Origin of the sequence: Bradyrhizobium centrosematis, from assembly GCF_045571495.1 — a bacterium.
Classification (GTDB): Bacteria; Pseudomonadota; Alphaproteobacteria; order Rhizobiales; family Xanthobacteraceae; genus Bradyrhizobium; species Bradyrhizobium centrosematis.
This window is the reverse complement of sequence record NZ_CP120703.1, coordinates 3,397,850-3,422,465: the sequence shown is the minus strand read 5'-3', so window position 1 is coordinate 3,422,465 and position 24,616 is coordinate 3,397,850. Positions and strand designations below refer to the sequence as shown.

Annotated in this window: 24 protein-coding genes; 15 read left to right on the top strand and 9 right to left on the bottom strand. The window is 65.8% G+C overall.

Annotated features, from left to right (window positions below; all coding sequences use genetic code 11):
- Positions 1-216: 216 nt before the first annotated feature.
- Complete coding sequence (locus P6U31_RS16570) at positions 217-429, bottom strand: hypothetical protein (RefSeq protein WP_407189449.1); 213 nt, start codon at positions 427-429, stop codon at positions 217-219.
- 46 nt (positions 430-475) lie between these two features.
- On the opposite strand from P6U31_RS16570, the gene ruvX reads away from it, so the two are divergent.
- Positions 476-961 carry a Holliday junction resolvase RuvX gene (gene ruvX, locus P6U31_RS16565; RefSeq protein WP_298244756.1) on the top strand — a complete coding sequence of 162 codons (486 nt, stop codon included), beginning with the start codon at positions 476-478 and terminating at the stop codon, positions 959-961.
- Positions 962-964: 3 nt separating this feature from the next.
- The gene (locus P6U31_RS16560) at positions 965-1,888 is read left to right on the top strand and encodes an AEC family transporter (protein WP_407189448.1); all 924 of its coding nucleotides are present in this window, start codon (positions 965-967) and stop codon (positions 1,886-1,888) included.
- A 138-nt stretch (positions 1,889-2,026) separates the two neighbouring features.
- Here P6U31_RS16560 and P6U31_RS16555 read toward each other — a convergent pair whose 3' ends face one another.
- The 3 genes from P6U31_RS16555 to P6U31_RS16545 all read right to left on the bottom strand — a co-directional run bounded on the left by P6U31_RS16555 (position 2,027) and on the right by P6U31_RS16545 (position 5,343).
- Entirely contained in the window at positions 2,027-2,791 is a 765-nt protein-coding gene (locus P6U31_RS16555; protein ID WP_407189447.1) for a CPBP family intramembrane glutamic endopeptidase, read from the bottom strand.
- Positions 2,792-2,908: 117 nt separating this feature from the next.
- Positions 2,909-4,552, bottom strand: a complete 1,644-nt coding sequence (locus P6U31_RS16550) for an acyl-CoA dehydrogenase family protein (RefSeq protein WP_407189446.1) — start codon at positions 4,550-4,552, stop codon at positions 2,909-2,911.
- Positions 4,553-4,572: 20 nt separating this feature from the next.
- A complete protein-coding gene (locus P6U31_RS16545) occupies positions 4,573-5,343 on the bottom strand; it encodes a M15 family metallopeptidase (protein WP_407189860.1) in 771 nt (256 codons plus the stop codon).
- 190 nt (positions 5,344-5,533) lie between these two features.
- On the opposite strand from P6U31_RS16545, the gene P6U31_RS16540 reads away from it, so the two are divergent.
- The 4 genes from P6U31_RS16540 to P6U31_RS16525 all read left to right on the top strand — a co-directional run bounded on the left by P6U31_RS16540 (position 5,534) and on the right by P6U31_RS16525 (position 9,768).
- On the top strand, positions 5,534-6,481 hold the full coding sequence (locus P6U31_RS16540) for an aspartate carbamoyltransferase catalytic subunit (RefSeq protein ID WP_128926140.1): 948 nt from the start codon (positions 5,534-5,536) through the stop codon (positions 6,479-6,481).
- Between the two features lie 5 nt (positions 6,482-6,486).
- Positions 6,487-7,788 (top strand): dihydroorotase, encoded by a 1,302-nt coding sequence (locus tag P6U31_RS16535; RefSeq protein WP_407189859.1) that lies wholly within the window; start codon positions 6,487-6,489, stop codon positions 7,786-7,788.
- A 47-nt stretch (positions 7,789-7,835) separates the two neighbouring features.
- Positions 7,836-8,432 carry a glycerol-3-phosphate 1-O-acyltransferase PlsY gene (gene plsY / locus P6U31_RS16530; protein ID WP_407189445.1) on the top strand — a complete coding sequence of 199 codons (597 nt, stop codon included), beginning with the start codon at positions 7,836-7,838 and terminating at the stop codon, positions 8,430-8,432.
- A 142-nt stretch (positions 8,433-8,574) separates the two neighbouring features.
- Positions 8,575-9,768, top strand: coding sequence for a patatin-like phospholipase family protein (locus tag P6U31_RS16525; RefSeq protein ID WP_407189444.1), 1,194 nt, complete (start codon positions 8,575-8,577; stop codon positions 9,766-9,768).
- Here the strand turns inward: P6U31_RS16525 and P6U31_RS16520 are convergent.
- Entirely contained in the window at positions 9,760-11,004 is a 1,245-nt protein-coding gene (locus P6U31_RS16520; protein WP_407189443.1) for an amidase, read from the bottom strand. The genes P6U31_RS16525 and P6U31_RS16520 overlap by 9 nt on opposite strands.
- 91 nt (positions 11,005-11,095) lie before the next feature.
- On the opposite strand from P6U31_RS16520, the gene dprA reads away from it, so the two are divergent.
- Positions 11,096-12,238: a DNA-processing protein DprA gene (gene dprA / locus P6U31_RS16515; protein WP_407189442.1), complete on the top strand. Its 1,143-nt coding sequence runs from the start codon at positions 11,096-11,098 to the stop codon at positions 12,236-12,238.
- Positions 12,239-12,377: 139 nt separating this feature from the next.
- Here dprA and P6U31_RS16510 read toward each other — a convergent pair whose 3' ends face one another.
- A complete protein-coding gene (locus P6U31_RS16510) occupies positions 12,378-12,824 on the bottom strand; it encodes a winged helix-turn-helix transcriptional regulator (RefSeq protein ID WP_407189441.1) in 447 nt (148 codons plus the stop codon).
- A gap of 84 nt (positions 12,825-12,908) precedes the next feature.
- Here P6U31_RS16510 and P6U31_RS16505 point away from each other — a divergent pair, with 84 nt between their 5' ends.
- Positions 12,909-13,517, top strand: coding sequence for an FMN-dependent NADH-azoreductase (locus P6U31_RS16505; RefSeq protein WP_407189440.1), 609 nt, complete (start codon positions 12,909-12,911; stop codon positions 13,515-13,517).
- A 62-nt stretch (positions 13,518-13,579) separates the two neighbouring features.
- Here the strand turns inward: P6U31_RS16505 and P6U31_RS16500 are convergent, their stop codons facing one another.
- Together P6U31_RS16500 and P6U31_RS16495 are read right to left on the bottom strand one after the other, a co-directional pair.
- Positions 13,580-13,762 carry a hypothetical protein gene (locus P6U31_RS16500; protein ID WP_407189439.1) on the bottom strand — a complete coding sequence of 61 codons (183 nt, stop codon included), beginning with the start codon at positions 13,760-13,762 and terminating at the stop codon, positions 13,580-13,582.
- Between the two features lie 177 nt (positions 13,763-13,939).
- The gene (locus P6U31_RS16495; RefSeq protein ID WP_407189438.1) at positions 13,940-14,719 is read right to left on the bottom strand and encodes an SDR family NAD(P)-dependent oxidoreductase; all 780 of its coding nucleotides are present in this window, start codon (positions 14,717-14,719) and stop codon (positions 13,940-13,942) included.
- Between the two features lie 122 nt (positions 14,720-14,841).
- On the opposite strand from P6U31_RS16495, the gene P6U31_RS16490 reads away from it, so the two are divergent.
- Positions 14,842-15,312: a winged helix-turn-helix transcriptional regulator gene (locus P6U31_RS16490; protein WP_407189437.1), complete on the top strand. Its 471-nt coding sequence runs from the start codon at positions 14,842-14,844 to the stop codon at positions 15,310-15,312.
- A gap of 195 nt (positions 15,313-15,507) precedes the next feature.
- On the opposite strand, the gene P6U31_RS16485 is transcribed toward P6U31_RS16490, so the two are convergent.
- Positions 15,508-15,747, bottom strand: coding sequence for a hypothetical protein (locus P6U31_RS16485; protein ID WP_407189436.1), 240 nt, complete (start codon positions 15,745-15,747; stop codon positions 15,508-15,510).
- 227 nt (positions 15,748-15,974) lie between these two features.
- Between P6U31_RS16485 and topA the strand changes: the two genes are divergently transcribed.
- From topA to rpmG, 6 genes are all read left to right on the top strand, one after another.
- Positions 15,975-18,737 carry a type I DNA topoisomerase gene (gene topA, locus P6U31_RS16480; RefSeq protein ID WP_407189435.1) on the top strand — a complete coding sequence of 921 codons (2,763 nt, stop codon included), beginning with the start codon at positions 15,975-15,977 and terminating at the stop codon, positions 18,735-18,737.
- A 20-nt stretch (positions 18,738-18,757) separates the two neighbouring features.
- Positions 18,758-21,121, top strand: coding sequence for a ribonuclease R (gene rnr / locus P6U31_RS16475; protein ID WP_407189434.1), 2,364 nt, complete (start codon positions 18,758-18,760; stop codon positions 21,119-21,121).
- On the top strand, positions 21,115-21,555 hold the full coding sequence (locus tag P6U31_RS16470; protein WP_407189433.1) for a DUF983 domain-containing protein: 441 nt from the start codon (positions 21,115-21,117) through the stop codon (positions 21,553-21,555). Before rnr ends, P6U31_RS16470 begins: the two co-directional genes overlap by 7 nt.
- A gap of 33 nt (positions 21,556-21,588) precedes the next feature.
- Positions 21,589-22,341, top strand: coding sequence for an NUDIX hydrolase (locus P6U31_RS16465; protein ID WP_407189432.1), 753 nt, complete (start codon positions 21,589-21,591; stop codon positions 22,339-22,341).
- 230 nt (positions 22,342-22,571) lie between these two features.
- The gene (locus P6U31_RS16460) at positions 22,572-23,897 is read left to right on the top strand and encodes an LLM class flavin-dependent oxidoreductase (RefSeq protein ID WP_407189431.1); all 1,326 of its coding nucleotides are present in this window, start codon (positions 22,572-22,574) and stop codon (positions 23,895-23,897) included.
- Positions 23,898-24,106: 209 nt separating this feature from the next.
- The gene (rpmG, locus tag P6U31_RS16455; RefSeq protein ID WP_007603295.1) at positions 24,107-24,274 is read left to right on the top strand and encodes a 50S ribosomal protein L33; all 168 of its coding nucleotides are present in this window, start codon (positions 24,107-24,109) and stop codon (positions 24,272-24,274) included.
- Positions 24,275-24,616 lie beyond the last annotated feature (342 nt).

Sequence of the window (24,616 nt, the reverse complement as noted above, 5' to 3'; positions counted from 1 at the left end):
AAAAATTGACGCCAAGTTGCAGCGCGGGCCGGACTGCCGGTCGCTGCGGAAATCGGGGGCATGCACCCGACACTACTTTAGACCTGTATATCGACTGCCACGCAACCACGCGGCATCATGCCATGGTCTGCAACCTCACCAGTGTGAGATTTCCCACAATTGATCGACGCAGCTGGGCATCACGATGTCGCGCGCGGCTTGCGGCCACCGGACGATCTACCGCTTCAGGTACCACCGCCGCAGCGCCACGATCGCCCAGATCGCCTCGACCAGACCGAACGGCCAGGCGCCCTGGAGAAAGCCGTAGGTCGAGCCAAGCGCGCAGGAAACGGCGAACAGCAGCACGAACCAATGGCTGCGATCTTCCAGGGCGTAGGTGACCAGCATTGCCGTGACGGCGAACAGGCCGAATAATGTCAGCGCATCCATGGTTCCGGGTTCACTCCGCGGCGCGACGCGTGATATGCGCTAAGCCATGCCGGCTCTTATCCTGCCCCTCGTCGATGCTGCAACCCACTGGCCCGCGCGCGGCGCACTGGTCGGGCTCGATCTCGGCACCAAGACCATCGGCGTCGCGGTGTCCGACCCGGACCGGCGGCTTGCGACCGGCGTCGAGACGGTTCAGCGCAAGCAATTCAAGCAGGATGCCGCCCGTCTGCTCGCGATCGCGGCGGAGCGCAAGGTCGTCGGCTTCGTGCTCGGCCTGCCGATCAACATGGACGGCAGCGAGGGCCCGCGCGCGCAATCCACCCGCGCCTTTGCCCGCAACCTTGCCGGCCTGACCGCGCTGCCCATCGGCCTGTGGGACGAACGGCTCTCGACCGCGGCGGTCGAGCGCGAGCTGATCGGCATGGACGTCAGCCGCGCCAAGCGCGCCGAGGTGATCGACGAGCATGCCGCGATCTTCATCCTGCAAGGCGCGCTCGACCGTCTCGCTAATCTCGGTCCAGGGACTGCCTGACCGATGGCCGTCGTGGTCGCGGCGCTGCTGCCGGTCTTCATCCTCATCGTGCTCGGCGTGGTGCTGAAGCGCAGCCTGATGCGGCTCGACACGCAATGGCACGGGCTGGAGCGGCTGACCTATTTCGTGCTTTTCCCCATGCTGCTGATCCAGACGCTGGTGAAGGCCGACCTCTCCAAGGTGCCGGTCGCCGGTGTCGGCGGCGCGCTGCTGCTGTCGGCGCTGGCGATGTCGCTGCTCTGCCTCGCGCTCCGCCCTCTCCTGGCGCGGCTCGACGTCGACGGCCCCGCCTTCACATCAATCTTCCAGGGCGCGACGCGCTGGCAGACCTATGTCGCGCTGTCCGTTTCCGCCAATATGTTCGGCGATGTCGGCCTGGCGCTCGCCTCGGTGGCCATGGTCGCGATCATCCCGCTCGTCAACGTCTTCAGCGTCGCGGTGCTCGCGCATTATGCCGCGCCCGAAAAGCAATCCGGCCGCGCCATCGTGATGACATTGGTGCGCAATCCCCTGATCTGGGCCTGCGCCATCGGGCTCTTCGTCAATGTCACCCACCTGCCGTTGCCGAAAATCTGGCACGAGGTGGCGGACGCGCTCGGCCGCTCCTCGCTGGCGATCGGCCTGCTCGTCACCGGCGCCGGCCTCCAGCTCAAGGGCCTCTTCCGCCCGAGCCTGAGCGCGACGCTCGGCGTGGGGTTCAAGCTGGTGCTGATGCCGGTCCTTGCACTCGTGCTCGCCATCTGGTTCGGGCTAGCAGGCAACAGCCTCGCGATCGTCGCGATCTGCGCGGCGGTGCCGACCTCACCCAGCGCCTACGTGCTGGCGCGCCAGATGGGCGGCGATGCACCGCTCTTGGCGCAGATCATCACGCTGCAGACGATTTTGGCCGCGATCACGATGCCGATCGCGATCGCGCTGGTGGCCTAGCTCGACATTGCGAGCACATCTGTCTCGGCTCGTCATTGTGAGGAGCCCTTGCGACGAAGCAATCCAGAATGCCGCCGCGGAGGGACTCTGGATTGCTTCGCTGCGCTCGCAATGGCGGAGTGTGAGGCAGCCGCCTGGCTAGCCCCCCAGCCACATCGTCAGCACCACCGCAGTCAGATTGTTCAGGCCGTGGAGCACGATGGTGAGCCAGAGCGAACCGGCGCGATGGCGCATGTAGCCGAACCACAGACCGATGGTGAAGACCTCGGCGAGGAAGTACATGTCGTATTGCAGGTGGACGATGGTCCACACCAGCGACGACAAGAGGATCGCGCCGGGCACGCGCAGGAAGCTCGCCGACCAGCCGCGATAGAGGAAGCCGCGCGCCAGGACCTCTTCCGACATCGGCGCAGCCACGCTGAAGGCGAACAGAAGCAGCAGCGCCGCGCCCTTGTCGCGCCCCGATTTCAACAGATCGGTCATGAAGCCCGGCGTCGCCTCGCGGCCGAGCGCGCGCGACATCGTCTCCCAGACCAGCACGATCAGGATGAGCCCGACCGCACCGAACAGAAGCTGTTTCCAGGACGGCCAATGCAGCGCCAGATAGTCGACGAAGGAGGCCTTCTTGATAGCGATGGCGAGCCACACCGCCAGAAGCGTCGCCGGCAGGCCCATGATGACCGAGAGCGCCAGGGTCTGAGGCTCGTGGCCGACCAGCTGGATCGAGGCGAGGTCCATCGGCAGGCCACGCAAGACCGCCAGCAGCACGACGGCGCCGATCTGGCCGACGAACATCGCGACGAAGATGAAGAGGCCCCATAGCGCCGTGCCCCAGAACTTCCAGGCACGCGGCGTCGCCGGCGTCTCGGTCAGCGGCGGATGGTCGGGATTGAGGGAGTCCATCAAGAGGCTTTCGTTAGAACGTCACCGTCATTCCGGGGCGATGCGCAGCATCGAACCCGGAATCTCGAGATTCCGGGTTCGATCCTTCGGACCGCCCCGGAATGACACAGCAAACACTCACGGCAGCGCCCGCTCCAGCAGCCCGCGAGCCTCACCGCTGTCGAGCTCGACCGCGCCGTACATACTGGCGTGATTGGCAGCGAGACGCGTCGTGGCAAACAATTCGGCATTGTGTGGCGACACGGCATTGAGCGCCGCGGCCGCAGCCAGCAATGCCAGCTTCTCGACCGCCAGCCGCGCGACGCGCTCGCCGTCGGCGCGCCGAAAGGTCGTGCCGATGAAGCTGACCGCCTCCGCCGCCCCGGGCAGGCCCTTCGTCTCGGCCGCGAGAGCCTGAAGCACCGCCATCGCGGCATCCTGCTCGCGCGAGAGCGCGCGGAGCACATCGAGGCACATCACGTTGCCGGAGCCTTCCCAAATCGCGTTGACCGGCGACTCCCGATAGTGCCGCGCCAGGATGCCGTCCTCGACATAGCCATTGCCGCCGAGGCATTCCATCGCCTCATAGAGGAACGGCGGCGCGCTCTTGCAGGTCCAGTATTTGATCGCGGGCGTCAGCAGCCGCATATAGGCAGCCTCCGCCGCATCATGCGGCGTCCGGTCGAAAGCGCGGCAGAGTCGCATCACCAGCGCGGTGCTGGCCTCGACATGCAGCGCCATGTCGGCCTGCACCGCCTGCATCAGAGGCTGATCGGCCAGATGCTTCTGGAACACGCTGCGGTGTCGGGCGTGATGCAGCGCATGCGCCAGCCCCGAGCGCATCAGGCCGACGGAGGCGATCGCACAATCCTGCCGCGTCAGCTGCACCATCTGAATGATGGTGCGGATGCCCTTGCCCTCCTCGCCGACCGCCTGCGCATAGGCCCCGACGAACTCGACCTCCGACGAGGCATTGGAGCGATTGCCGAGCTTGTCCTTGAGCCGCTGGAACTGGATGGCGTTCACCGAGCCGTCCGGCGCGAAGCGCGGCATGAAGAAACAGGTCAGCCCGCCCTCGGCCTGCGCCAGCACCAGGAACGCATCGCACATCGGCGCCGACATGAACCATTTATGGCCGGTGATGCGATAGGCTCCGCCCTCGCGCACGGCCCGCGTCATGTTGGAGCGCACGTCGGTGCCGCCCTGCTTCTCGGTCATGCCCATGCCGAGCGTCATGCCGCGCTTGCCCCACCACGGTGCGAAGCTCGGATCGTAGCTCCTGGTCGAGAGCACCGGCATCACCTTCTGAAGCAGATCCGGCTGCATCGCCAGCGCTCCGACGGAGGCGCGCGTCATCGTGATCGGGCAAAGATGGCCGGTCTCGACCTGGGCGGCGATGTAGAATTTGGCCGCGCGAATGACTTCGGCGGCATCGCCCGCCGGTTTGCCGTTCGCGGTCCAGGTCGAATTGTGCACGCCGGCATGGGTGCTGTGCGCCATCAGCTCGTGATAAGCCGGGTGAAACTCGACCTGGTCGCGGCGATTGCCTTTTGCGTCGAAGGTGCGCAGCTTCGGTGTGTTCTCGTTCGCGAGGCGCCCGCGATCGGCCATCGCGGCCGAGCCCCAGTGCTTGCCGAATTCGGACAGCTCGCGTTCCGCCGCCGCACCGCCATTGGCCTTCACGGACTCGACCAGCGGACGATCTACGCTGAACAGGTCGACATCCTCGAACGGCGGCGACTGGTTGAAGACCTCGTGGGTCGCAAAGCTCGGCTGGGTCATCGGGTTTCCTCGGCGCGGAATCAGTTCCGCCGCGGCTGGATCGGGAAATCATAGGCCGCCCCGCCGGCCCCAGGCAGGGAAAAATGCCACCACTCCTTCGAATAGTTCACAAAGCCTTGCCTCGCCATCGCAGCCACCAGCCGCTTCCGCCAGGCGCGCTGCTCCGGCGTGATTGACGGTGCTGCGGTATGGCCCTTGGTGTCGGTGCAGTCGTAACCGGTGCCCATGTCGACACTGCCCTCCGGCGCCCGCGCTTCGACCGGCGCCGTGCAGTCGGCATAGCTCCTCGACGGATCGTACCTCTTCGAATTGTCAGCTTTGAGATCGACCAGCGTGAGATCGAGTGCCGAGCCGGTGGAATGCTGCGAGCGACTTGCGATGTAGCCGAGACGGAACAGCTCGGTCTTGGGAATCTTGGGATTGTAGCGCCGCTCGGCGGCGGTCTCGCGACCGTTTTGCGACCACTTGACCATGTCGAGCGAGGCCCGCGCCGGCCGGTAGCAGTCGAACATCTTGAGCGAGAGATTTTGCGCCGCCAGCTCCTGCTGCACCGCCTTGAGCCGCAGCCCGACCTCGCGCTTCACCACGCATTCGCCGGCGTCGTAGCCGGCGAGCGGACGGCCGACGAAATTGTTCGACGTGGCGTAGCGGATGTCCTGGATGATGCTGGGATCGATCTCGCGCAGATAGACGAAATCGCCGGGGAGCGATTGGGCGTGGGCTGTGCTGACTGTCACTGCAGCCACGAACGCTGTCAGAATTCTTTTCACGGAATGCCCCCCGATCGTCATGGCCGGGTTTGTCCCGGCCATCCACGTCCTTTTGCGTCAAATGCGATAGAAGATCGTGGATGCCCGGGACAAGCCCGGCCATGACGGAGGGCAGGCCGCAGCCTCCAGATCGACAGGATCAGGGGATAACTCCCCGCCCGCTGTTTGCCCCTTGCTCCCCCCGCCGTCCGCCCCTATAGCTCTGCTTTTAATGACATCGAAATCGACCTTCGTCCTCGGCCACCGGCATTTGCTGGGCATCGAGGGCCTTTCCGCGGCCGACATCACCGGCCTCCTCGACCTGTCCGAAGAATATGTCGAGCTCAACCGCCAGGTTGACAAGAAGCGCACCGTCCTGCGGGGACGGACGCAGGTGAACCTCTTCTTCGAGGCCTCCACCCGGACCCAGTCCTCGTTCGAGCTCGCGGGAAAGCGGCTTGGCGCGGATGTCATGAACATGTCGGTCGCATCCTCGTCGATCAAGAAGGGCGAGACGCTGATCGACACCGCGATGACGCTGAATGCCATGCACCCGGACATCCTGGTGATGCGCCATCACGCCTCCGGCGCGGTGGAACTGCTGGCGCGCAAGGTCGACGGTTCCGTGATCAATGCCGGCGACGGCGCGCACGAGCATCCGACGCAGGCCCTGCTCGACGCGCTCACCATCCGCCGCAACAAGGGCCGGATCGAGGGGCTCGTCGTTGCGATCTGCGGCGACGTGCTGCATTCGCGCGTCGCCCGCTCCAACATCATCCTGCTCAACACCATGGGTGCCCGCGTCCGCGTCGTCGGACCATCCACGCTTTTGCCACCCGGCATCGAGCGGATGGGCGTCGAGGTCGCGCGCGACATGCGCGAGGGACTCAACGGCGCTGACATCGTCATGATGCTGCGGCTCCAGCGCGAGCGCATGAACGGCTCCTTCGTGCCGTCCTCGAGCGAATATTTCCACTATTTCGGGCTCGACCAGAAGAAGCTCGCCTACGCCAAGCCGGACGCGCTCGTGATGCATCCCGGCCCCATGAACCGCGGCGTCGAAATCGACACCGCGGTCGCCGACGGCGCGCAATCCCTGATCCGCGAACAGGTGGAGATGGGCGTTGCCGTGCGCATGGCGGTGCTGGAAGCGCTCGCCCGTAACCTGCCGAACGCGTGATGCCGATGTTGACCGATCGCCGCCCCGTCCTGCTCGCCAACGCCCGTGTCGTCGATCCCTCCAGGGATTTCGACGGTATTGGCGACGTCCTGATCGCGGACGGCACCATCCGCGAGACCCGCCGCGGCATTGGCGCTGCCGGCGTCCCCGAGGGCACCGACATCGTCAACTGCTCCGGCAAGATCGTCGCGCCCGGCCTGATCGACATGCGCGCCTTCGTCGGCGAGCCCGGCTTCAGCCATCGCGAGACCTTCGCCTCCGCGAGCCAGGCGGCCGCGACCGGCGGCATCACTACCATTATCTGCCAGCCGGATACCTTGCCGGTCATCGACAATTCGGCGACGGTCGACTTCGTCATGCGCCGCGCCCGCGACACCGCCATCGTCAACATCCAGCCGATGGCGGCGCTCACCAAGGGCATGCACGGCGAGGAGATGACCGAATTCGGCCTGCTCAAGGCCGCTGGCGCCGTCGCCTTCAGCGACGCGGCCAGAAGCGTGACCAATGCGCAGGTGATGCGCCGTGCGCTGACCTACGGGCGCGATTTCGACGCGCTGATCGTGCACTACACCGAAGATCCTGATCTCGTCGGCGAAGGCGTCATGAACGAAGGCGAGTTCGCCTCGCGCCTCGGCCTGATGGGCATCCCGAGTGCCGCCGAGGCCGTCGTTCTCGAACGCGACATGCGCCTCGTTGCGCTCACCGGCGGGCGTTATCACGCGGCCTCGCTGACCTGCATCGACTCCCTCGAGATCCTCCAGCGCGCCCGCGACGCCGGGCTCGCCGTCAGCGCCTCGGTCTCGATCAACCATCTGGCGCTGAACGAGAACGACATCGGCCCCTACCGGTCCTTCCTGAAGCTGTCGCCTCCACTGCGCAGCGAGAACGACCGCCGGGCGCTGGTGGCCGCCATGGCCTCCGGCCTGCTCGACGTCATCATGTCCGACCACAATCCGCAGGACGTCGAGGTCAAGCGCCTGCCATTCGCGGAAGCGGCGCCCGGCGCCATCGGCCTGGAAACCATGCTGCCCGCCGGCCTGCGCCTCGTGCATAATGGCGAGTTGGAGCTGAAGGTGCTGATCCGGGCGATGTCCACCCGCCCGGCCGAGCTGCTCGGCCTGCCTGGCGGAACCCTGCGCGCAGGCAGCCCGGCCGACGTCATCGTGATCGATCCCGACGTGCCCTGGGTGGTCGATCCCGCCGACCTCAAATCGCCCTGCAAGAACACCCCGTTCGACGAGGCCCGCTTTACAGGCCGCGTGGTGCGCACCATTGTCGGCGGCCGGACGGTATACGAGCATGTTTGACGCGCGCGATCACGCGACATTGAGATCCAGCCTTTGGAGCTGCCGCCATGGGGCTTGAAGCATTTTTGCCGGTAGCCTTGGTCATCGGCTACCTGCTCGGTTCGATTCCGTTCGGGCTGATCCTGACCAGGCTCGCCGGCACGCAGGATATCCGGTCGATCGGTTCCGGCAGCATCGGCGCCACCAACGTGCTGCGCACCGGACGCAAGAGCCTTGCCGTGGGCACCCTGCTGTTCGACGCGCTCAAGGGCACCGTCGCCGTGGTGATCGCCGGTTACATTGCAGGACCCAATGCCGCCATGGTGGCCGGGCTCGGCGCCTTCCTCGGCCATCTCTTCCCAGTCTGGCTCAAGTTCAAAGGCGGCAAGGGCGTCGCCGTCTATATCGGCATTCTGCTCGGCCTGTTCTGGCCCGGCATGGTGGTGTTCTGCCTGCTCTGGCTGGCAACCGCCTTCACCACCCGCTACTCGTCGCTGTCGGCGCTGGTCGCCGCGTTCATCACGCCGCTGTTCCTGTGGTGGTTCGGGCACCTCGCATTGTCCGCGCTGTTTGCGGTGCTGACGCTGCTGCTGTTCTACGCGCACCGCGAGAACATCAAGCGATTGCAAGCGGGCAAGGAAAGCCGGATCGGCGAGAAGGCGTAAAAAGTACGGATACCGCCGTACTCTTTTTGCATTATATGCCAAATCCTGTTCGCAACTCACCGCCTGCTCGCGGCCGGCAGTAGCGAGCGGGTTCCATGCCTGTCATCCTGACAGGCAAGATGGCGTTACGCGGTTGCTCAGAATGAGCGAGAAGATTGACGGCACGCATGACGGGGTTGGTTCGCAGAGCACTGCGGCGAGCCGGCTGCTCTCGACGACCAACATCTGGTCCGATGCGGCCGCGCTGCCCCCTCCCCCAAAGCCTGCTTGCATTTCCCCGTCACCGGCCCCCGCCGCACCATCTCCTGTCGCGGCCGAGATCCGAGCCCCGGCCGTGCCGGTCGCGCCCGCGCCGGCGCGCTCCGGGCAATGGCCGCCGCGACAATTGTCGCTGGCACTTCAGGGTGGCGGTACCTTTGCCGCCTTCACCTGGGGCGTGCTGGAACGGCTGCTGGAAGAGCCCATCGAGATCGGCACCGTCAGCGGCGCCAGCGCCGGCGCCATCAATGCACTGCTGCTCGCCTCCGGCCTCGCGGAGGGCGGCCGCGAAGCTGCGCGTAACCGGCTGAACCGGTTCTGGCTTCGCCTGATGCACGAGGCCTCGTTCCGCTCGCTGATGCTGGTCGGCGGTTTCTCGCCGGCGGGAAGCTCGGTTGCGTTCGGGCCGACGCTGCGCTCCGGCACGTTCGATCCGTTCGACCTCGATCCGCTGCGGCAGGCGCTGTCGCGCGACATCAACTTTTCCGTCTTGCGCGATGCGCGGTGCCCGAAGCTGCTGATCGCGGCGACGCGGATCCGCGACGGGCAGCAGCAGATTTTTGGCAATGACGCCATCACCACCGACGTCGCGCTCGCCTCGACGTGCCCGCCGCTGGTCCATTGTGCGGTCGAGATCGAGGGCGAAGCCTATTGGGACGGCGGCTTCGGCGGCAATCCGCCGCTGCTGCGGCTCGTGCAGGAAAGCGCGACACCGGATCTGCTGCTCGTTCAGGTCACCCCGACGCGCGACAGCTATGTTCCGATCACCCTCGCCGCGATCGACCGCAGGCTGGACCAGATCGCGGCCAACGCCGCGCTCAACGCCGAGATCGCGGCGATCGAATGGGCGCAGTCGCACATGGCCTCTCCGCTGCGCCTCACCAGGATCGCGGCGGAAGACTCCGTCGACGGCCTGGCGCAGCGCTCATCGACCGATCTCGGCCGTGGCTTCATTCGGCTCCTGCACCGGAGCGGCCGCGCAGCTGCCGAGCGCTGGCTCGGGCGAGATGCAAAGGCCGGCACGCCCCCATCTGCGCCCGCTCAGGCCCTCGTTGCAGCCGAGGCCGCGCTAACCTGACTTCGCCAGAGCCTGCTCGAGGAACCACGCCGTCGCGAGCGCGCCCGCGTCGTTTCCGAACCGTGCGATCACCTGCACGCCGATCGGCAGGCCGCCCACCTTCAGCACCGGCACGTTGACGCAAGGATTGCCCATCAGCGTCCAGAGCCGGTTGTAGCGGGGGTCGCCCGTCGTCGCGAGCTCCTTGGCCGGCGCGGTGCCCGGCGCCGAATAGGTCAAGAGGACGTCGACGCCTTCGAACACCTCGCCGAGCTCGCGGCGGCCGCGCCGGCTGATCCGGCGCGCCTCGTCATACTCCTTCGGCGTCAGATGGGCGGTCGCATCGAGGCTTGCCCGCAGCATCGGCGCGATCTCGTCGTGACGCTCGGAAAACTCCCAGGCCAGCGCGCGATGCGCCTCGAAGTCCTGGACGATGGGGTGGACGCGCCAGGCCTCATGCACTGCCTCGGGCAGATCGACGTCCTGCACGCTGGCACCGGCGCGCTGCGCCGCCTTGATCGCGGCCAGCAACCCTTCTTCTGCCGCCGGCTCGACGGCGCCGGCAAATTCCTGCCTGACCACGCCGATGCGCGGCGAGGTGGCCGGAACGATGCCGGAAAACTCGGTGCGGCCGGTCATCGCCAAAAGTCCGCGCGCGAGGTCCTCTGCGCGTGCACCGAACAGGCCGACCGTGTCGAGCGCCCACGAATAGCATTTGACGCCGACCGTCGGCAGCATGCGGAACGAAGGCTTGATCGCCGCGGTCCCGCAATAGGCGGCGGGCCGGATCACCGAGCCGCCGGTCTGGGTGCCCAGCGCCAGCGGGATCATGCCGGCGCCGACGGCAGCGGCCGAGCCGGAGGACGAGCCACCCGGCGAATGGCCGAGATTGTGCGGATTGAGCGTCGGGGTCGGATCGCGCGAGGCAAATGCCGTGGTCGTGGTCTTTCCGATGATGGTGGCGCCCGCCCGCTTCAGCATCATGACGACGGGCGCATCCGCGCGCGGCTGCCAGCCGCGATAGATCTCCGAGCCCATCTCGGTTGGCATGTTCGCGGTGTCGATGATGTCCTTGATGCCGACGGCGATGCCACGCAGCGGGCCCGAGCCTTGCGCCTTCGCGGCCTTGTCGTGACGGACGAAGGCACGGACGTCCTTCTCTTTGGCCTCGATCGCCGCATGCGACTGGGCGATGGCGGCATCGGGCGAAAGCTCCCCCGCTTCGATGCGGCGCTGGAGGTCGGCGAGTGAAATCATGTCGAAATCCTTCTTATTGGGATCGCTTTTAGCATTGCGACGAGGCCGTGCAAGCACACGTCCCTGTTGCGCAACGCCCTCAGGTTGTTCCATGCTCCGCCCACAAGGAGACGCCGTGGACGCCATCAATCCAAGCGTGGAGCTGACCGAGGCCGAGCGGATCGACCGCCTGCGGCTGATCCGCTCCGACAATGTGGGCCCGCGCACCTTCCGTTCGCTGGTCGATCATTTCGGCACCGCGCGCGCCGCGCTGGAGCGGCTGCCCGATCTCGCCCGTCGCGGTGGCGCGGCGCGGTCGGGGCGCATCTGCAGCGCGGATGAGGCGAAGGCCGAGCTCGCCGCGAGCCGCAAATTCGGCATCGCCTGGCGCGCGCCCGGCGAGGACGGCTATCCGGCCCGGCTGGCGATGATCGACGATGCGCCGCCGCTGCTCGCGGTGCGCGGCGGCACGAAGACCCTGATGCGGCCGATGATCGCGATCGTCGGCTCGCGCAACGCCTCCGGCGCCGGGCTGAAATTCGCCGGTCAGCTTGCGCGCGAGCTCGGCGAAGCCGGCTTCGTGGTCATCTCGGGCCTTGCGCGGGGCGTGGACCAGGCCGCGCATCGCACCAGCGTGGAGAGCGGCACGATCGCGGTGCTGGCCGGCGGCCATGACTGCATCTATCCGCCCGAGCATGGCGATCTGCTCGCGGCGATCCTCGACCACGAGGGCGCCGCGATTTCCGAGATGCCGCTCGGCCATGAGCCCCGCGCGCGCGATTTCCCTCGCCGCAATCGGCTGATCTCCGGCGCTTCGCTCGGCGTCATCGTGGTGGAAGCGGCGCACCGCTCGGGCTCGCTGATCACCGCGCGCATGGCGGCCGAACAGGGCCGCGAGGTGTTTGCGGTGCCGGGCTCCCCGCTCGATCCGCGCGCCGCCGGCACCAACGATCTGATCAAGCAGGGCGCGACCCTGGTCACGGAAGCTGCCGACATCGTCAACGCCGTGCAGCCGATCATGGAGCGGCCGCCGATGCTTCCGGCGAGCGAGCCCGACAGCGAGCCGTTCGAGAGCGATCCGCAATCGCACGACCGTGACCAGATCACCGGCCTGCTCGGTCCTGCGCCGATCTCGATTGATGACCTCGTGCGGATGTCCGGCGCCTCGCCTGCGATCGTGCGCACCGTGCTGCTGGAGCTCGAGCTGGCCGGAAAGCTCGAGCGTCACGGCGGCGGATTGGTGTCGCTGCTTTAGCGTTCCCGGTTGTCATTCCGGGGCGCGACGAAGTCGCGAGCCCGGAATCCGTTCATCCGCTTGATCTGGGGCCAAATGGATTCCGGGCTCCCTCGCTTCGCTCGGGCCCCGGAATGACGGATGGAGTAGCAACGCTAGCCTAGCCCTCGTTGCGCTGATCGAACTGGCTGCGTGCCGCCTCGATCTGGATCAGATGGTCGATCGCCCACTGCCCGAGCGCCTTCACCGGCTGTTGCAGCCCGCGGCCGAGATCGGTCAGCTCATAGTCCACGCGCGGCGGAATGGTCGGGAAGATCGTGCGCGTGACGAGGCCGTCGCGCTCGAGGCCACGCAGCGTCAGGGTCAGCATCCGCTGCGAGATGCCGTTGATCATGCGCTTCAGCTCGTTGAAGCGTTTCGGCCCGTCGCTCAGCATCATGATGACGAACACGCTCCATTTGTCGCCGACGCGCGACAGCACGGAGGCAACCCCGCGGCAGTCGGCGTGGTTGGGGTCCGGCATAGGATCGGGACGCTGAGTTGGCGCTGGATTTGACCGCGGCGGAGCAGTCAAATCGGCGTGCGTCGGTTTCAATAATGTGCCCATGGCTCAAAAAAGTGCGTTCTTGCGGGGTTTTCGGTAGTCACTCATGTAGCGCGGGTTACAAATCTATACCATGGGTGACCCCACATGAAACTCCTCCATATCGACTCAAGCGTCCTCGGCCCCCACTCCATTTCCAGGCAGGTCTCCGCCGCCATCGTCGACAGCCTCAAGCAGGCGACGCCCTCGCTCGACGTGGTCTATCGCGACCTGACCCAGACGCCGCTTGCCCACCTCTCCGGCCCGCATCTCGCTGCCGCGCAAGGCGCGCCCGCGCCGGCGGAACTCGGCCCGGACCTTGTCGCGAGTGCGGCCGCGCTCGACGAGTTCCTGGCCGCCGACGTCGTCGTGATCGGCGCACCCATGTACAATTTCACCATTCCGAGCCAGCTCAAGGCGTGGATTGACCGTATCCTGGTGGCGGGGAAGACATTTAAATATGGCGCCACCGGTCCCGAGGGTCTCGCTGGAGCCAAGCGCGTGATCGTCGCGATCTCGCGCGGTGGCCATTACGGCGTCGGCACGCCATACGCGGCCGGCGAGCATCTCGAAACCTATCTGCGCTGGGTGTTCGGATTCATAGGGATCACCAACGTCGAGTTCATCCCTGCCGACGGCATCCAGCTCGGACCGGATCACCGCGAAAAGGCGCTGGCGGGTGCGCTTCAGGCAGCCACCAGCCTGCGCGCGGCATAAAGGGCGCGCCGTTGGCATCGGCCGCTGCCGGATTCCGGCGGCGGCTGACCAACGCAGCAGCGCTAAAGCCAGATGCCCTGCATGCCCAGGATGACGGCCACGAGCGAAACAAACAGGCCTAGGCCGGCAAACAATGCGACGGCGACCAGCTCGGACTTGTCCGAGCGTTTGGCCGGGATGGCCGAATCTTCAGTGGAAATGCGCGGTACTGAAATCGACGAAAAAATACGAGCTGCTTTCGGCATGACGGACTCCCTCAAAAAACGAGTCTTCTGCCCCTGCCCGTAGAACTGTCTTCCCAGACTGCGCGAAGGTTCAACACCTCACGCAATCGTTCGGAAATCATGTCTCGAAAGACGCAACATCCCGCCGGCGCAACCGCTTGCGATCGGGCCGACGGACTCAATTTTCACTTGACTTGATCAACCGCGATAGATCGGCGCACCGCTCGGCGAGGCCACCGCCCCTCCGTCGACGAAGATTTCCTGGCCCTGCACATGCGCGGAGTCGTCGGAGGCGAGGAACAGCACCGTCTTCGCAACGTGATCTGGTTCACCAAGGCGGCCGAGCGGCGTCATCAGCCCGATGCGCTTCTCGAACGCTTTCTCCGCTTCCGGCGTTGCGATCGCCGCGCCCCAGATCGGCGTGCGGATCGCGCCCGGCGCGACGACGTTGACGCGGATTCCGCGCGGCGACAGCTCCGACGCCATGATCCGCGCCATCGCGCGCACGCCGGCCTTCGCCGCACCGTAAGCAGAGTAGCCGGGAATGCCGAGCACCGAAATCACCGAGCCGTTGAGGATGATCGAGGAATTGTCGTTGAGATACGGCAGCGCCGACTGCACCGTGAAGAACACGCCGGTGAGGTTGGTCCTGATGACCTTCTCGAACACCTCCAGCTTTGCAGATCCCAGCGGCGTGCCGCCGGCGCCGGGAATGCCGGCATTGGCAAACACGATATCGAACTTGCCGAATTTTTCGGCGCCCTGCCTGATCGCGGCTTCCGTCGCTGCGATGTCCGTAACATCGGCGACGAGCGCGAGCGCGTTCGGCCCGAGCTCTTGCGCGGCCGCCGCCAGCGTCTCCTTGTTGCGCCCGGTGATCACCACCCTGGCTCCTTCCGCCACGAACAGCTTTGCGGTCGCAAGGCCAATGCCGCTGTTGCCGCCTGTGATCAGGGCCGTCTTGTTCGTCAGTCTCACGTTCGCCTCCAGTAGTTGCATGATAAAACCAGATTGCCATCTAGGGCCCATAGTTTTATGATGCAACCACACAAGCGCGTGATCGACACGGCAATCGTGCGAACGCGATAGGACGGACGACGATGGTGAAACGAACCAGCTTCGAGGGCGACGCCTGCCCGATCGCGCGGTCACTGGACGCGCTCGGCGATTGGTGGTCGCTGCTGATCATTCGCGAGGCGCTGTTCGGCCTGCGCCGCTTCGGCGAGTTTCAGAACAAGCTTGGCATGGCCAAGAACATCCTGTCGGCGCGACTGCGCGCACTGGTCGATCACGGCATCCTGGCGACCGCCCCCGCCTCCGACGGCAGTGCCTACCAGGAATATGTACTGACGCCGAAGGGCCGCGGCACCTTCCCGATCCTGGTCGCGCTACGGCAATGGAGCGAGGAGTTCGACGATCACCCCGAGGAGATTGCGACCATCCTGGTCGATCGCGAGAACGGCCGCCCGGTGAAGAAGCTGGAAATGCGCGCGGAGGATGGACGGCTGCTCTCGCCGGCCGAGACCACGCTGAAGCCACGCCCAGTGCGGCGAAGACAGTCGGCGAGATAGGCCCAAGCGGCATCACACCGTCATTGCGAGCGCAGCGACTTGTCCGCCGAAGCCTTGGCGAAGGCGGAAGCAATCCAGACTGCCTCTGCGGAAAGACTCTGGATTGCTTCGCGGAGCCTGTCATCGGGCCGCGCTTCGCGCGGACCCGTTGGCTCGCAATGACGGGTTAGAGCAGCGAACCCAGCAGCCCCCGCCTCACGACAGCTTGCGCTTGGTCCGCAGCCGCAAGTGCTCGTCGGCCTCGAGCTTGGTCATGCCCAGCAGATAATGCAGCACGTCGAGCTTGTGGCGCTCGGCAAGCTTGCGCAAGGCCCCGACCTGCTCGGCGATGAAGGCGACAGCCTCGTCCGCGCCGCCCTCCCCCGGTTCCTCGTGACGCGAGCCTCCCGGCACGCCTGATGCGGCGCGCGCCCGTTTCTTTCCCGGCTTAGTCACCCGACCCCACCCGAATCCATGCCCCGCGGAAACATTACGCCGACATCGACCGCAACTCCAAGGTGGTATTTTGCAACTTTCTCGATATGAAACTTTTCCCATTTGGAGCGCTTTCAACACCCCCCGATTTGACAGCGGGGGCCTCACCACCCATGTTCGGGACGAAACGGCCGACCCGAGTCCTTTCGTTTTCGGCCCGAGATTTTCCCGTAAGTTACTGGAACTACATGAATATCGTCATTGTGGAGTCGCCGGCGAAAGCCAAGACGATCAACAAATATTTGGGCTCGTCCTATGAGGTTCTGGCCTCGTTTGGCCATGTCCGCGACCTGCCCGCAAAGAACGGCTCCGTCGATCCCGATGCCAATTTCAAGATGATCTGGGAGGTCGACCCCAAGGCGGCCGGCCGGCTCAACGACATCGCCAAGTCCCTGAAGGGCGCTGACCGCCTGATTCTCGCCACCGACCCTGATCGTGAGGGCGAGGCCATCTCCTGGCACGTGCTGGAGGTGATGAAGGAGAAGCGCGCGCTGAAGGATCAGAAGATCGAGCGCGTGGTGTTCAACGCCATCACCAAGCAGGCCGTCTCGGATGCCATGAAGCATCCGCGCCAGATCGACGGCGCCCTGGTCGACGCCTATATGGCGCGCCGCGCGCTGGACTACCTCGTCGGTTTCACGCTCTCCCCCGTGCTGTGGCGCAAGCTGCCGGGCGCCCGCTCGGCCGGCCGCGTGCAGTCGGTGGCGCTGCGCCTCGTCTGCGACCGTGAGCTCGAGATCGAGAAGTTCGTACCGCGCGAATATTGGTCGCTGATCGCGACCCTGCTCACCCCGCGCGGCGAGGCGTTCGAAGCCCGCCTCGTCGGCGCCGACGGCAAGAAGATCCAGCGCCTCGATATCGGCACCGGCGCCGAAGCCGAGGACTTCAAGAAGGCGCTCGAAGCTGCCAGCTACACCGTGACCGCGGTCGATGCCAAGCCGGCCCGGCGCAATCCGCAGGCGCCCTTCACCACCTCGACGCTGCAGCAAGAAGCCAGCCGTAAATACGGCTTTGCGCCGGCGCACACGATGCGCATCGCCCAGCGTCTCTATGAAGGCATCGACATCGGCGGCGAGACCACCGGACTCATTACTTATATGCGTACCGACGGCGTGCAGATTGCGCCCGAGGCCATCACCCAGGCGCGCAAGGTGATCGGCGAGGATTACGGCAACGCCTATGTGCCGGACGCCCCCCGCCAGTACCAGGCCAAGGCCAAGAACGCCCAGGAAGCGCACGAAGCGATCCGCCCGACCGACCTCTCCCGCCGCCCCGACAGCATGAGCCGCAAGCTCGATGCCGATCAGGCGAAGCTTTACGAGCTGATCTGGAAGCGCACCATCGCCAGCCAGATGGAATCGGCCGAGCTCGAGCGTACCACCGTCGACATCGCGGCGAAGGCGGGCTCCCGCACCCTGGAGCTGCGCGCCACCGGCCAGGTCGTCAAGTTCGACGGCTTCCTCGCGCTCTATCAGGAAGGCCGCGACGACGAGGAGGACGAGGATTCGCGCCGCCTGCCCGCGATGAGCCAGGGCGAGGCCGTGAAGCGTCAGAGCCTGTCCGTCACCCAGCACTTCACCGAGCCGCCGCCGCGCTTCTCCGAGGCTTCGCTGGTCAAGCGCATGGAAGAGCTCGGCATCGGCCGGCCCTCGACCTATGCCTCGATCCTGCAGGTGCTGAAGGACCGCGGCTACGTCAAGCTGGAGAAGAAGCGCCTGCATGGCGAGGACAAGGGCCGCGTCGTGATCGCGTTCCTGGAGAGCTTCTTCAGCCGCTACGTCGAATACGACTTCACCGCCGCGCTGGAGGAGCAGCTCGACCGTATCTCCAATAACGAGATCTCCTGGCAGCAGGTGCTGAAGGATTTCTGGCGCGACTTCATCGGCGCCGTCGACGACATCAAGGATCTGCGCGTCGCGCAGGTGCTCGACGTGCTCGACGAGATGCTGGGACCGCACATCTATCCGCCCCGCGCCGACGGCGGCGATGTCAGGCAGTGCCCGAGCTGCGGCACCGGTCGCCTCAACCTGAAGGCCGGCAAGTTCGGCGCCTTCGTCGGCTGCTCGAACTATCCGGAATGCCGCTACACGCGTCAGCTCGCCGCGGATGGCGAGGCGACTGCCGACCGCTCGCTCGGGCAGGATCCCGAGACCGGGCGCGACGTCTGGGTCAAGGCCGGCCGGTTCGGACCTTATATCCAGCTCGGCGAGCCCAAGGATTACGAGGACGGCGAGAAGCCGAAGCGCGCCGGTATCCCGAAGGGCACCTCGCCCAGCGATGTCGATCTCGAGCTCGCGCTCAAGCTGCTGTCGCTGCCGCGCGAGATCGGCAAGCACCCGGAGACCGGTCAGCCGATCACCGCGGGCCTCGGCCGCTTCGGGCCGTTCGTCAAGCATGAGAAGACCTATGCCAGCCTCGAGGCCGGCGACGAGGTGTTCGACATCGGCCTCAACCGTGCGGTGACGCTGATCGCGGAGAAGGTCGCCAAGGGCCCGAGCCGCCGCTTCGGCGCCGATCCCGGCAAGGCGCTCGGCGAGCATCCGACGCTGGGCACCGTCACCGTGAAGAGCGGCCGCTACGGCGCCTACGTCACCGCGGGCGGCGTCAACGCGACGATCCCGGCCGAGTTCGAGAAGGACACCGTCACGCTCGCTCAGGCGATCGCGCTGATCGACGAGCGCGCGGCCAAGGGCGGCGGCAAGGCGAAAGCCAAGAAGGCGGCGAAGCCCGCCAAGGCCAAGAAGACTGCAGAGAAGACCGCGGACGGCGAGGACGCCGCGCCGAAGCCGAAGAAACCGGCCGCGAAGAAGGCGGCCAAATCGAAAACCGAATCCACCAGCAAGGCGCGCGCCGCCGTGTCGTCGACCGCCAAGACTTCTGCCACAAAGCCGTCGCCAACCAAGGCTGCCGCCACCAAGGCTCCGGCCAAGAAGAGTGCCGGCAAGACTTGAGATCAAGAATTAGAGGTTAAGTGAAACCAAAGAAAGACCGTGGCTTTCCCGACCGGCAAGCCATCGTCGCCTTCATCAAGGCAAACCACGGAAAGGTCGGAACTCGCGAAATTGCGCGCGAGTTCGGCCTGAAGAACGCCGATCGCGTCGAGCTCAAGCGCATGCTGCGCGAGCTCGCCGACGACGGGATCATCAAGAAGAAGCGCCACAAGGTCTCCGAGCCGGACGCGCTGCCGCCAACCCTGCTCGCCGACATCACGGGACGCGATGCCGACGGCGAATTGATCGCCTCCCCCGCCGAATGGGACGAGGTCGAGAGCGGCGAGCCGCCAAAAATCCTCATCGAGATGCCGCGCCGGCCCAGGCCCGGCACCGCCGCCGGCGTCGGCGACCGCGCGCTGCTGCGGGTCGAGCACTCGGACGACGATGAAGGCCCCGCCTATCGCGGCCGCATCATCAAGGTCATCGACAAGGCCAAGAGCCGCATCCTCGGCGTGTTTCGCAGCCTTCCCGAAGGCGGCGGACGGCTCGTCCCGGTCGACAAGAAGTTCGCCGACCGCGAATTGAACATCGCCAGGACCGACACCGGCGGCGCTGAGGACGGCGACCTCGTCAGCGTCGACATCGTGCGCTCGCGCGGCTTTGGCCTTGCCTCCGGACGCGTGAAGGAGAAGCTCGGCTCGGTCAAGTCCGAGAAGGCGATCAGCCTGATCGCGATCTACGCCCACGACATTCCCCTGCAATTCTCTTCCGCCGCGGAACGCGAGGCGGAAGCCGCAGAGCCCGCCAACCTGAAGGGCCGCGAGGACTGGCGCGACGTGCCGCTCGTCACCATCGATCCGCCCGACGCCAAGGATCACGACGACGCTGTGCATGCGCAAGCCGACGACGATCCCAACAACAAGGGCGGCTTCATCGTCAACGTCGCCATTGCCGATGTCAGCTTCTACGTCCGGCCGGGCACGGCGCTCGACCGCGACGCGCTCGATCGCGGCAACTCGGTCTATTTCCCCGACCGCGTCGTGCCGATGCTGCCCGAGCGGATTTCGAACAACCTCTGCTCGCTGGTGCCGGGCGAGCCGCGCGGCGCGCTCGCGGTGCGCATGGTGCTCGGCCCCGACGGCCGCAAGCGCTCGCACAGTTTTCATCGCATCCTGATGCGCTCGGCGGCCAAGCTCGCTTACGCGCAGGCGCAGGCCGCCATCGACGGACGGCCCGACGACACCACCGGCCCGCTGCTCGATCCGATCCTGAGGCCGCTCTACGCTGCCTATGCCTGCGCCAAGCGCGCGCGTGACGAGCGCGATCCGCTCAATCTCGATCTGCCCGAGCGCAAGATCCTCTTGAAGAGCGACGGCACGGTCGATCGCGTCGTGGTCCCCGAGCGTCTCGATGCGCACAAGCTGATCGAGGAGTTCATGATCCTCGCCAACGTCGCCGCGGCCGAGATGCTGGAGAAGAAGTCGCTCCCGCTGATCTACCGCGTGCACGACGAGCCGACGCTGGAGAAGGTCCACGCGCTCAGCGAATTCCTGGAGACGCTCGACGTCCCCTTCGCGAAATCCGGCGCGCTGCGCCCGACCCTGTTCAACCGCGTGCTGGCCCAGCTCGAAGGCCACGACTATTACCCGCTGGTCAGCGAGGTGGTGCTGCGCGCCCAGGCCCAGGCCGAATATTCGTCCGAGAACTACGGCCATTTCGGCCTGAACCTGCGCCGCTACGCGCATTTCACCTCGCCGATCCGCCGCTATGCCGATCTCGTCGTGCACCGCGCCCTGGTCCGCGCGCTCGGCCTCGGCGAAGGCGCCCTGCCCGACAGCGAGACGCCGGAGAGCCTTGGCGAGGTCGCCGCGCATATTTCGCTGACCGAACGGCGCGCGATGAAGGCCGAGCGCGAGACCGTGGATCGCCTGATCGCCCATCACCTCGCCGACCGCATCGGCGCGAGCTTTCAGGGTCGCGTCTCCGGCGTCACCCGCGCCGGCCTGTTCGTCAAGCTGAGCGAGACCGGCGCCGACGGATTGATCCCCATCCGATCCCTCGGCACGGAATATTTCAACTATGACGAGGGCCGCCATGCGCTGATCGGTACGCGCAGCGGCACCATGTATCAGCTCGGCGACGTCGTCGACGTCCGCCTGGTCGAAGCCGCGCCGATCGCGGGCGCGCTGCGCTTCGAGCTGCTGTCATCCTCCAGCGAGACCGCGCCGCGCGATCGCAGGCGGCCCGGCCCACAACGCCGCCCCTCGTTCAAGGCCCATCCGGGACGCAGCCCGGATAAAAAACGCAAGCCGGCGAAGCCGAAGTCCGGCAAGGGGAAGAAGCCCAAAGCAAACAACAAGGGAAAGACCAAGGGCAAGGGCCAGAAGGGCAAAGCTTGGTGACGATGAGCACGACCTCCAAGATCTGGACGCGCGAGACGGGCCTCGTCGAGAAGCGCGATGTGTGGACCGCGATGAGGCGAGGCTTTCGCGGCCGCTGCCCGCGCTGCGGCGAGGGAAAGCTGTTCCGCGCCTTCCTGAAGACGGCAGATCATTGCGCCACATGCGGCCTCGACTTCACTCCGCACCGCGCCGACGATCTGCCGGCCTATCTCGTCATCGTCATCGTCGGCCACATCGTGGTGCCGGCCGTTTTGTGGATCGAGACCAATTACACCACGCCGGTCTGGATCAGCTTCGCGGCCTATCTGCCCTTCACCTTCGTCGCCTCGCTCGCGCTGCTGCAGCCGGTGAAGGGAGCTGTGGTCGGCTTGCAATGGGCTCTGCGCATGCACGGGTTTGACGACACCCCTCCGGATGGTATTCCGCCGGTCTAGGCAAAAGAAGCAAGAACAGCTCTGGGTGAGGACATGACGGATATTGCTGAGGTCGCGGAAAAGGCAAAGGTCCACGAGGAGAAGGAAGCCGATCATCATCCTTACTTCCGCCCGAAGGATGCGGCGACACTGATCCTCGTCGATCGCAGCGGCGCCGTTCCGAAAGTGCTGGTCGGCAAGCGCCACGACAAGGTGGTGTTCATGCCCGGGAAATTCGTCTTCCCCGGCGGGCGCGTGGACAAGGCCGATTATCGCGTGCCCTGCGCTGCGCCCATCACGGCCGAGCTGGAAGCCAATCTCGCCAAGGGCAGCCCGAAGACCCCGGCCTCGCGCGCGAAGTCGCTGGCCATTGCCGCGATCCGCGAGGCCTGCGAAGAGACCGGCCTTTGTCTCGGCCGCAAGACCGAGGGCAAGGTGACAAAGCTCGACGGGCCCTGGAAGCCGTTCGCCGATGCCGGCCTGCTGCCCGACCCGTCCAGCCTGTTCCTGATCGCCCGCGCGATCACCCCGCCCGGCCGCGTCAAGCGCTTCGACACGCGCTTCTTCACCGCCGATGCCTCCGCGATCACCCACCGCGTCGAGGGCGTGATCCATGCCGATGCCGAACTGGTCGAACTGGTCTGGGTCGAGCTCGGCTCGAAGCCGCTCGCCGATCTGCATCCGATGACGCGCAACGTGCTCAACGAGCTCGACACCCGCCTTGCCACCGGCCCGCTCCGCCACGACGCGCCGGTGCCGTTCTTTCATTTCTACGGCGGCAAGATGCAGAAGGACATTTTGAGCTAGGCTCTCTCGGCGTCATCATCCGGCCTACCTCTCTCCTCCGTCATTCCGGGGCGCGCGTAGCGCGAACCCGGAATCTCGAGATTCCGGGTTCATCGCTGCGCGATGCCCCGGAATGACGAACATGCTGAGGCACGCCCCAAAATCAAAAAATTCTTCCGCGCTATCCCCGTGGCGCCGGCGCGGCCCGCACCTATGTCTTTCCGAACGACAATGAAGAAGGACACCGGGCGATGGCACAACGGCAACTGAAGCTTGGCGCGTTCATGCGCCCGATCAGCATCCACACCGGCGCCTGGCGCTATCCCGGAGCCTGGCCCGACGCCAATTTCAACTTCGGCCACATCAAGACGCTGATCAAAAAGCTCGAAGCCGGCAAGTTCGACGCCTTCTTCATGGCCGATCACCTGGCCGTGTTGAACATGCCGATCAACGCGCTCAAGCGCAGCCACACCGTGACCTCGTTCGAGCCGTTCACCCTGCTGTCGGCACTCTCGGCGGTCACCGAGCGCATCGGCCTGATCGCGACGGGCTCGACCACGTTCGACGAGCCGTATCACGTCGCGCGACGCTTCGCCTCGCTCGACCATCTCAGCGGCGGCCGCGCCGGCTGGAACATCGTCACGACCTCGAACCCGGACGCGGCACTGAATTTCGGCCTCGACGATCACATGGAGCACGCCGAGCGCTACAAGCGCGCCCGCGAGTTCTACGACGTCGTCACGGGCCTGTGGGATTCCTTTGCCGACGACGCGTTCGTGCGCGATGTCGAGAGCGGACTGTTCTTCGATCCCGCCAAGATGCACACGCTCGACCACCACGGCAAATATCTGAAGGTGCGCGGTCCCCTCAACATCGCCCGTCCCGTGCAGGGCTGGCCTGTGATCGTGCAGGCCGGAGCCTCCGAGGACGGCAAGCAGCTCGCGGCCGAGACCGCGGAAGCCGTGTTCACCGGCGGCGGCAGCCTCGCCGACGGCCAGAAGCTCTATGCCGACATCAAGGGGCGCATGGAGAAGATCGGCCGCGATCCCGAACACCTCAAGATTCTGCCCGGCGCCTTCGTCGTGGTCGGCGACAGCGTGGAGGAGGCCAAGGAGAAGCGCGCCCTACTCGACAGCCGCGTGCACTACGACAGCGCCATCGCCTCGCTCTCCGTCATCCTCGGCACCGACGCCTCCGGCTTCGATCCCGACGGCCCCCTGCCCGAGATTCCCGAGACCAATGCCAGCAAGAGCGGCCGCCAGCGCATGGTCGATCTCGCCAAGCGCGACAAGCTCACGGTGCGCCAGCTCGCCCAGCGCGTCGGCGGCTATGGCGGACTGTCCTTCGTCGGCACCGCCAAGACCATCGCCGACCAGATGGAGGAATGGCTGGTCGGGCGCGGCTCCGACGGCTTCAACATCATGTTCCCGTTCCTGCCCGCCGGGCTCGACGACTTCGTCGACAAGGTCGTCCCGGAGCTGCAGAAGCGCCGAATTTTCCGCAGAGAGTATGAAGGGGCCACTTTGAGGGAGAATCTGGGCCTGCCGCGGCCGAAAAACCGCTTCTTCGAGACATAATGGGTCCGATTTGAGCAGTTTTCGGGGACCGACAGCCCCTTCGGGGCTGTAGGTTGTTGTTTTTGACGCGTTTTCTTGACGCCAACCGGTGCCCCACTTCGCTTGAAAAACGCTTCGAACCTTGACTTCCAGCCGTTTCTGACTAGGTTGCCGGCCAACGCGGGCCGTTTGGCCGGCTCCAGATTCCCCAATCTTCTGAGGTTCAGAACATGGCCAAAGCGGTCACCATCAAGGTCAAGCTCGTGTCCTCGGCCGACACCGGCTTCTACTACGTCGCCAAGAAGAATTCGCGCACCATGACCGACAAGCTGGTCAAGAAGAAGTACGATCCGGTTGCGCGCAAGCACGTCGAATTCCGCGAAGCCAAGATCAAGTAAGATCCGCTCGAGCGTCGAAGCGTTTTTACGGGGTCCTCCAGGGCCCCGTTTTATTTTGGCCGTCTCGCCTCCCGGCGCGACGGCGCGCCATCGCCGGACGATGCTTCCCATCGCGGGGTGACGCTGCGCTGCGTCCTGGGAGCACGAGACCCAAGCTGACATGCTCCTCGCCGTCCAGCCTGTTATTGCGGGCGCAGCGAAGCATCCAGGATCATTCCGCGCAGGTGCTTTGGACGGCTCCGCGGACGTGACGGTCTATCAGCAGACATCCCTCAACCTTCAGTTGCCCAGCCGGAAATGTATGTTAGCGTGCATTCACCGGCGCGGAATGCCCGTCCCGGA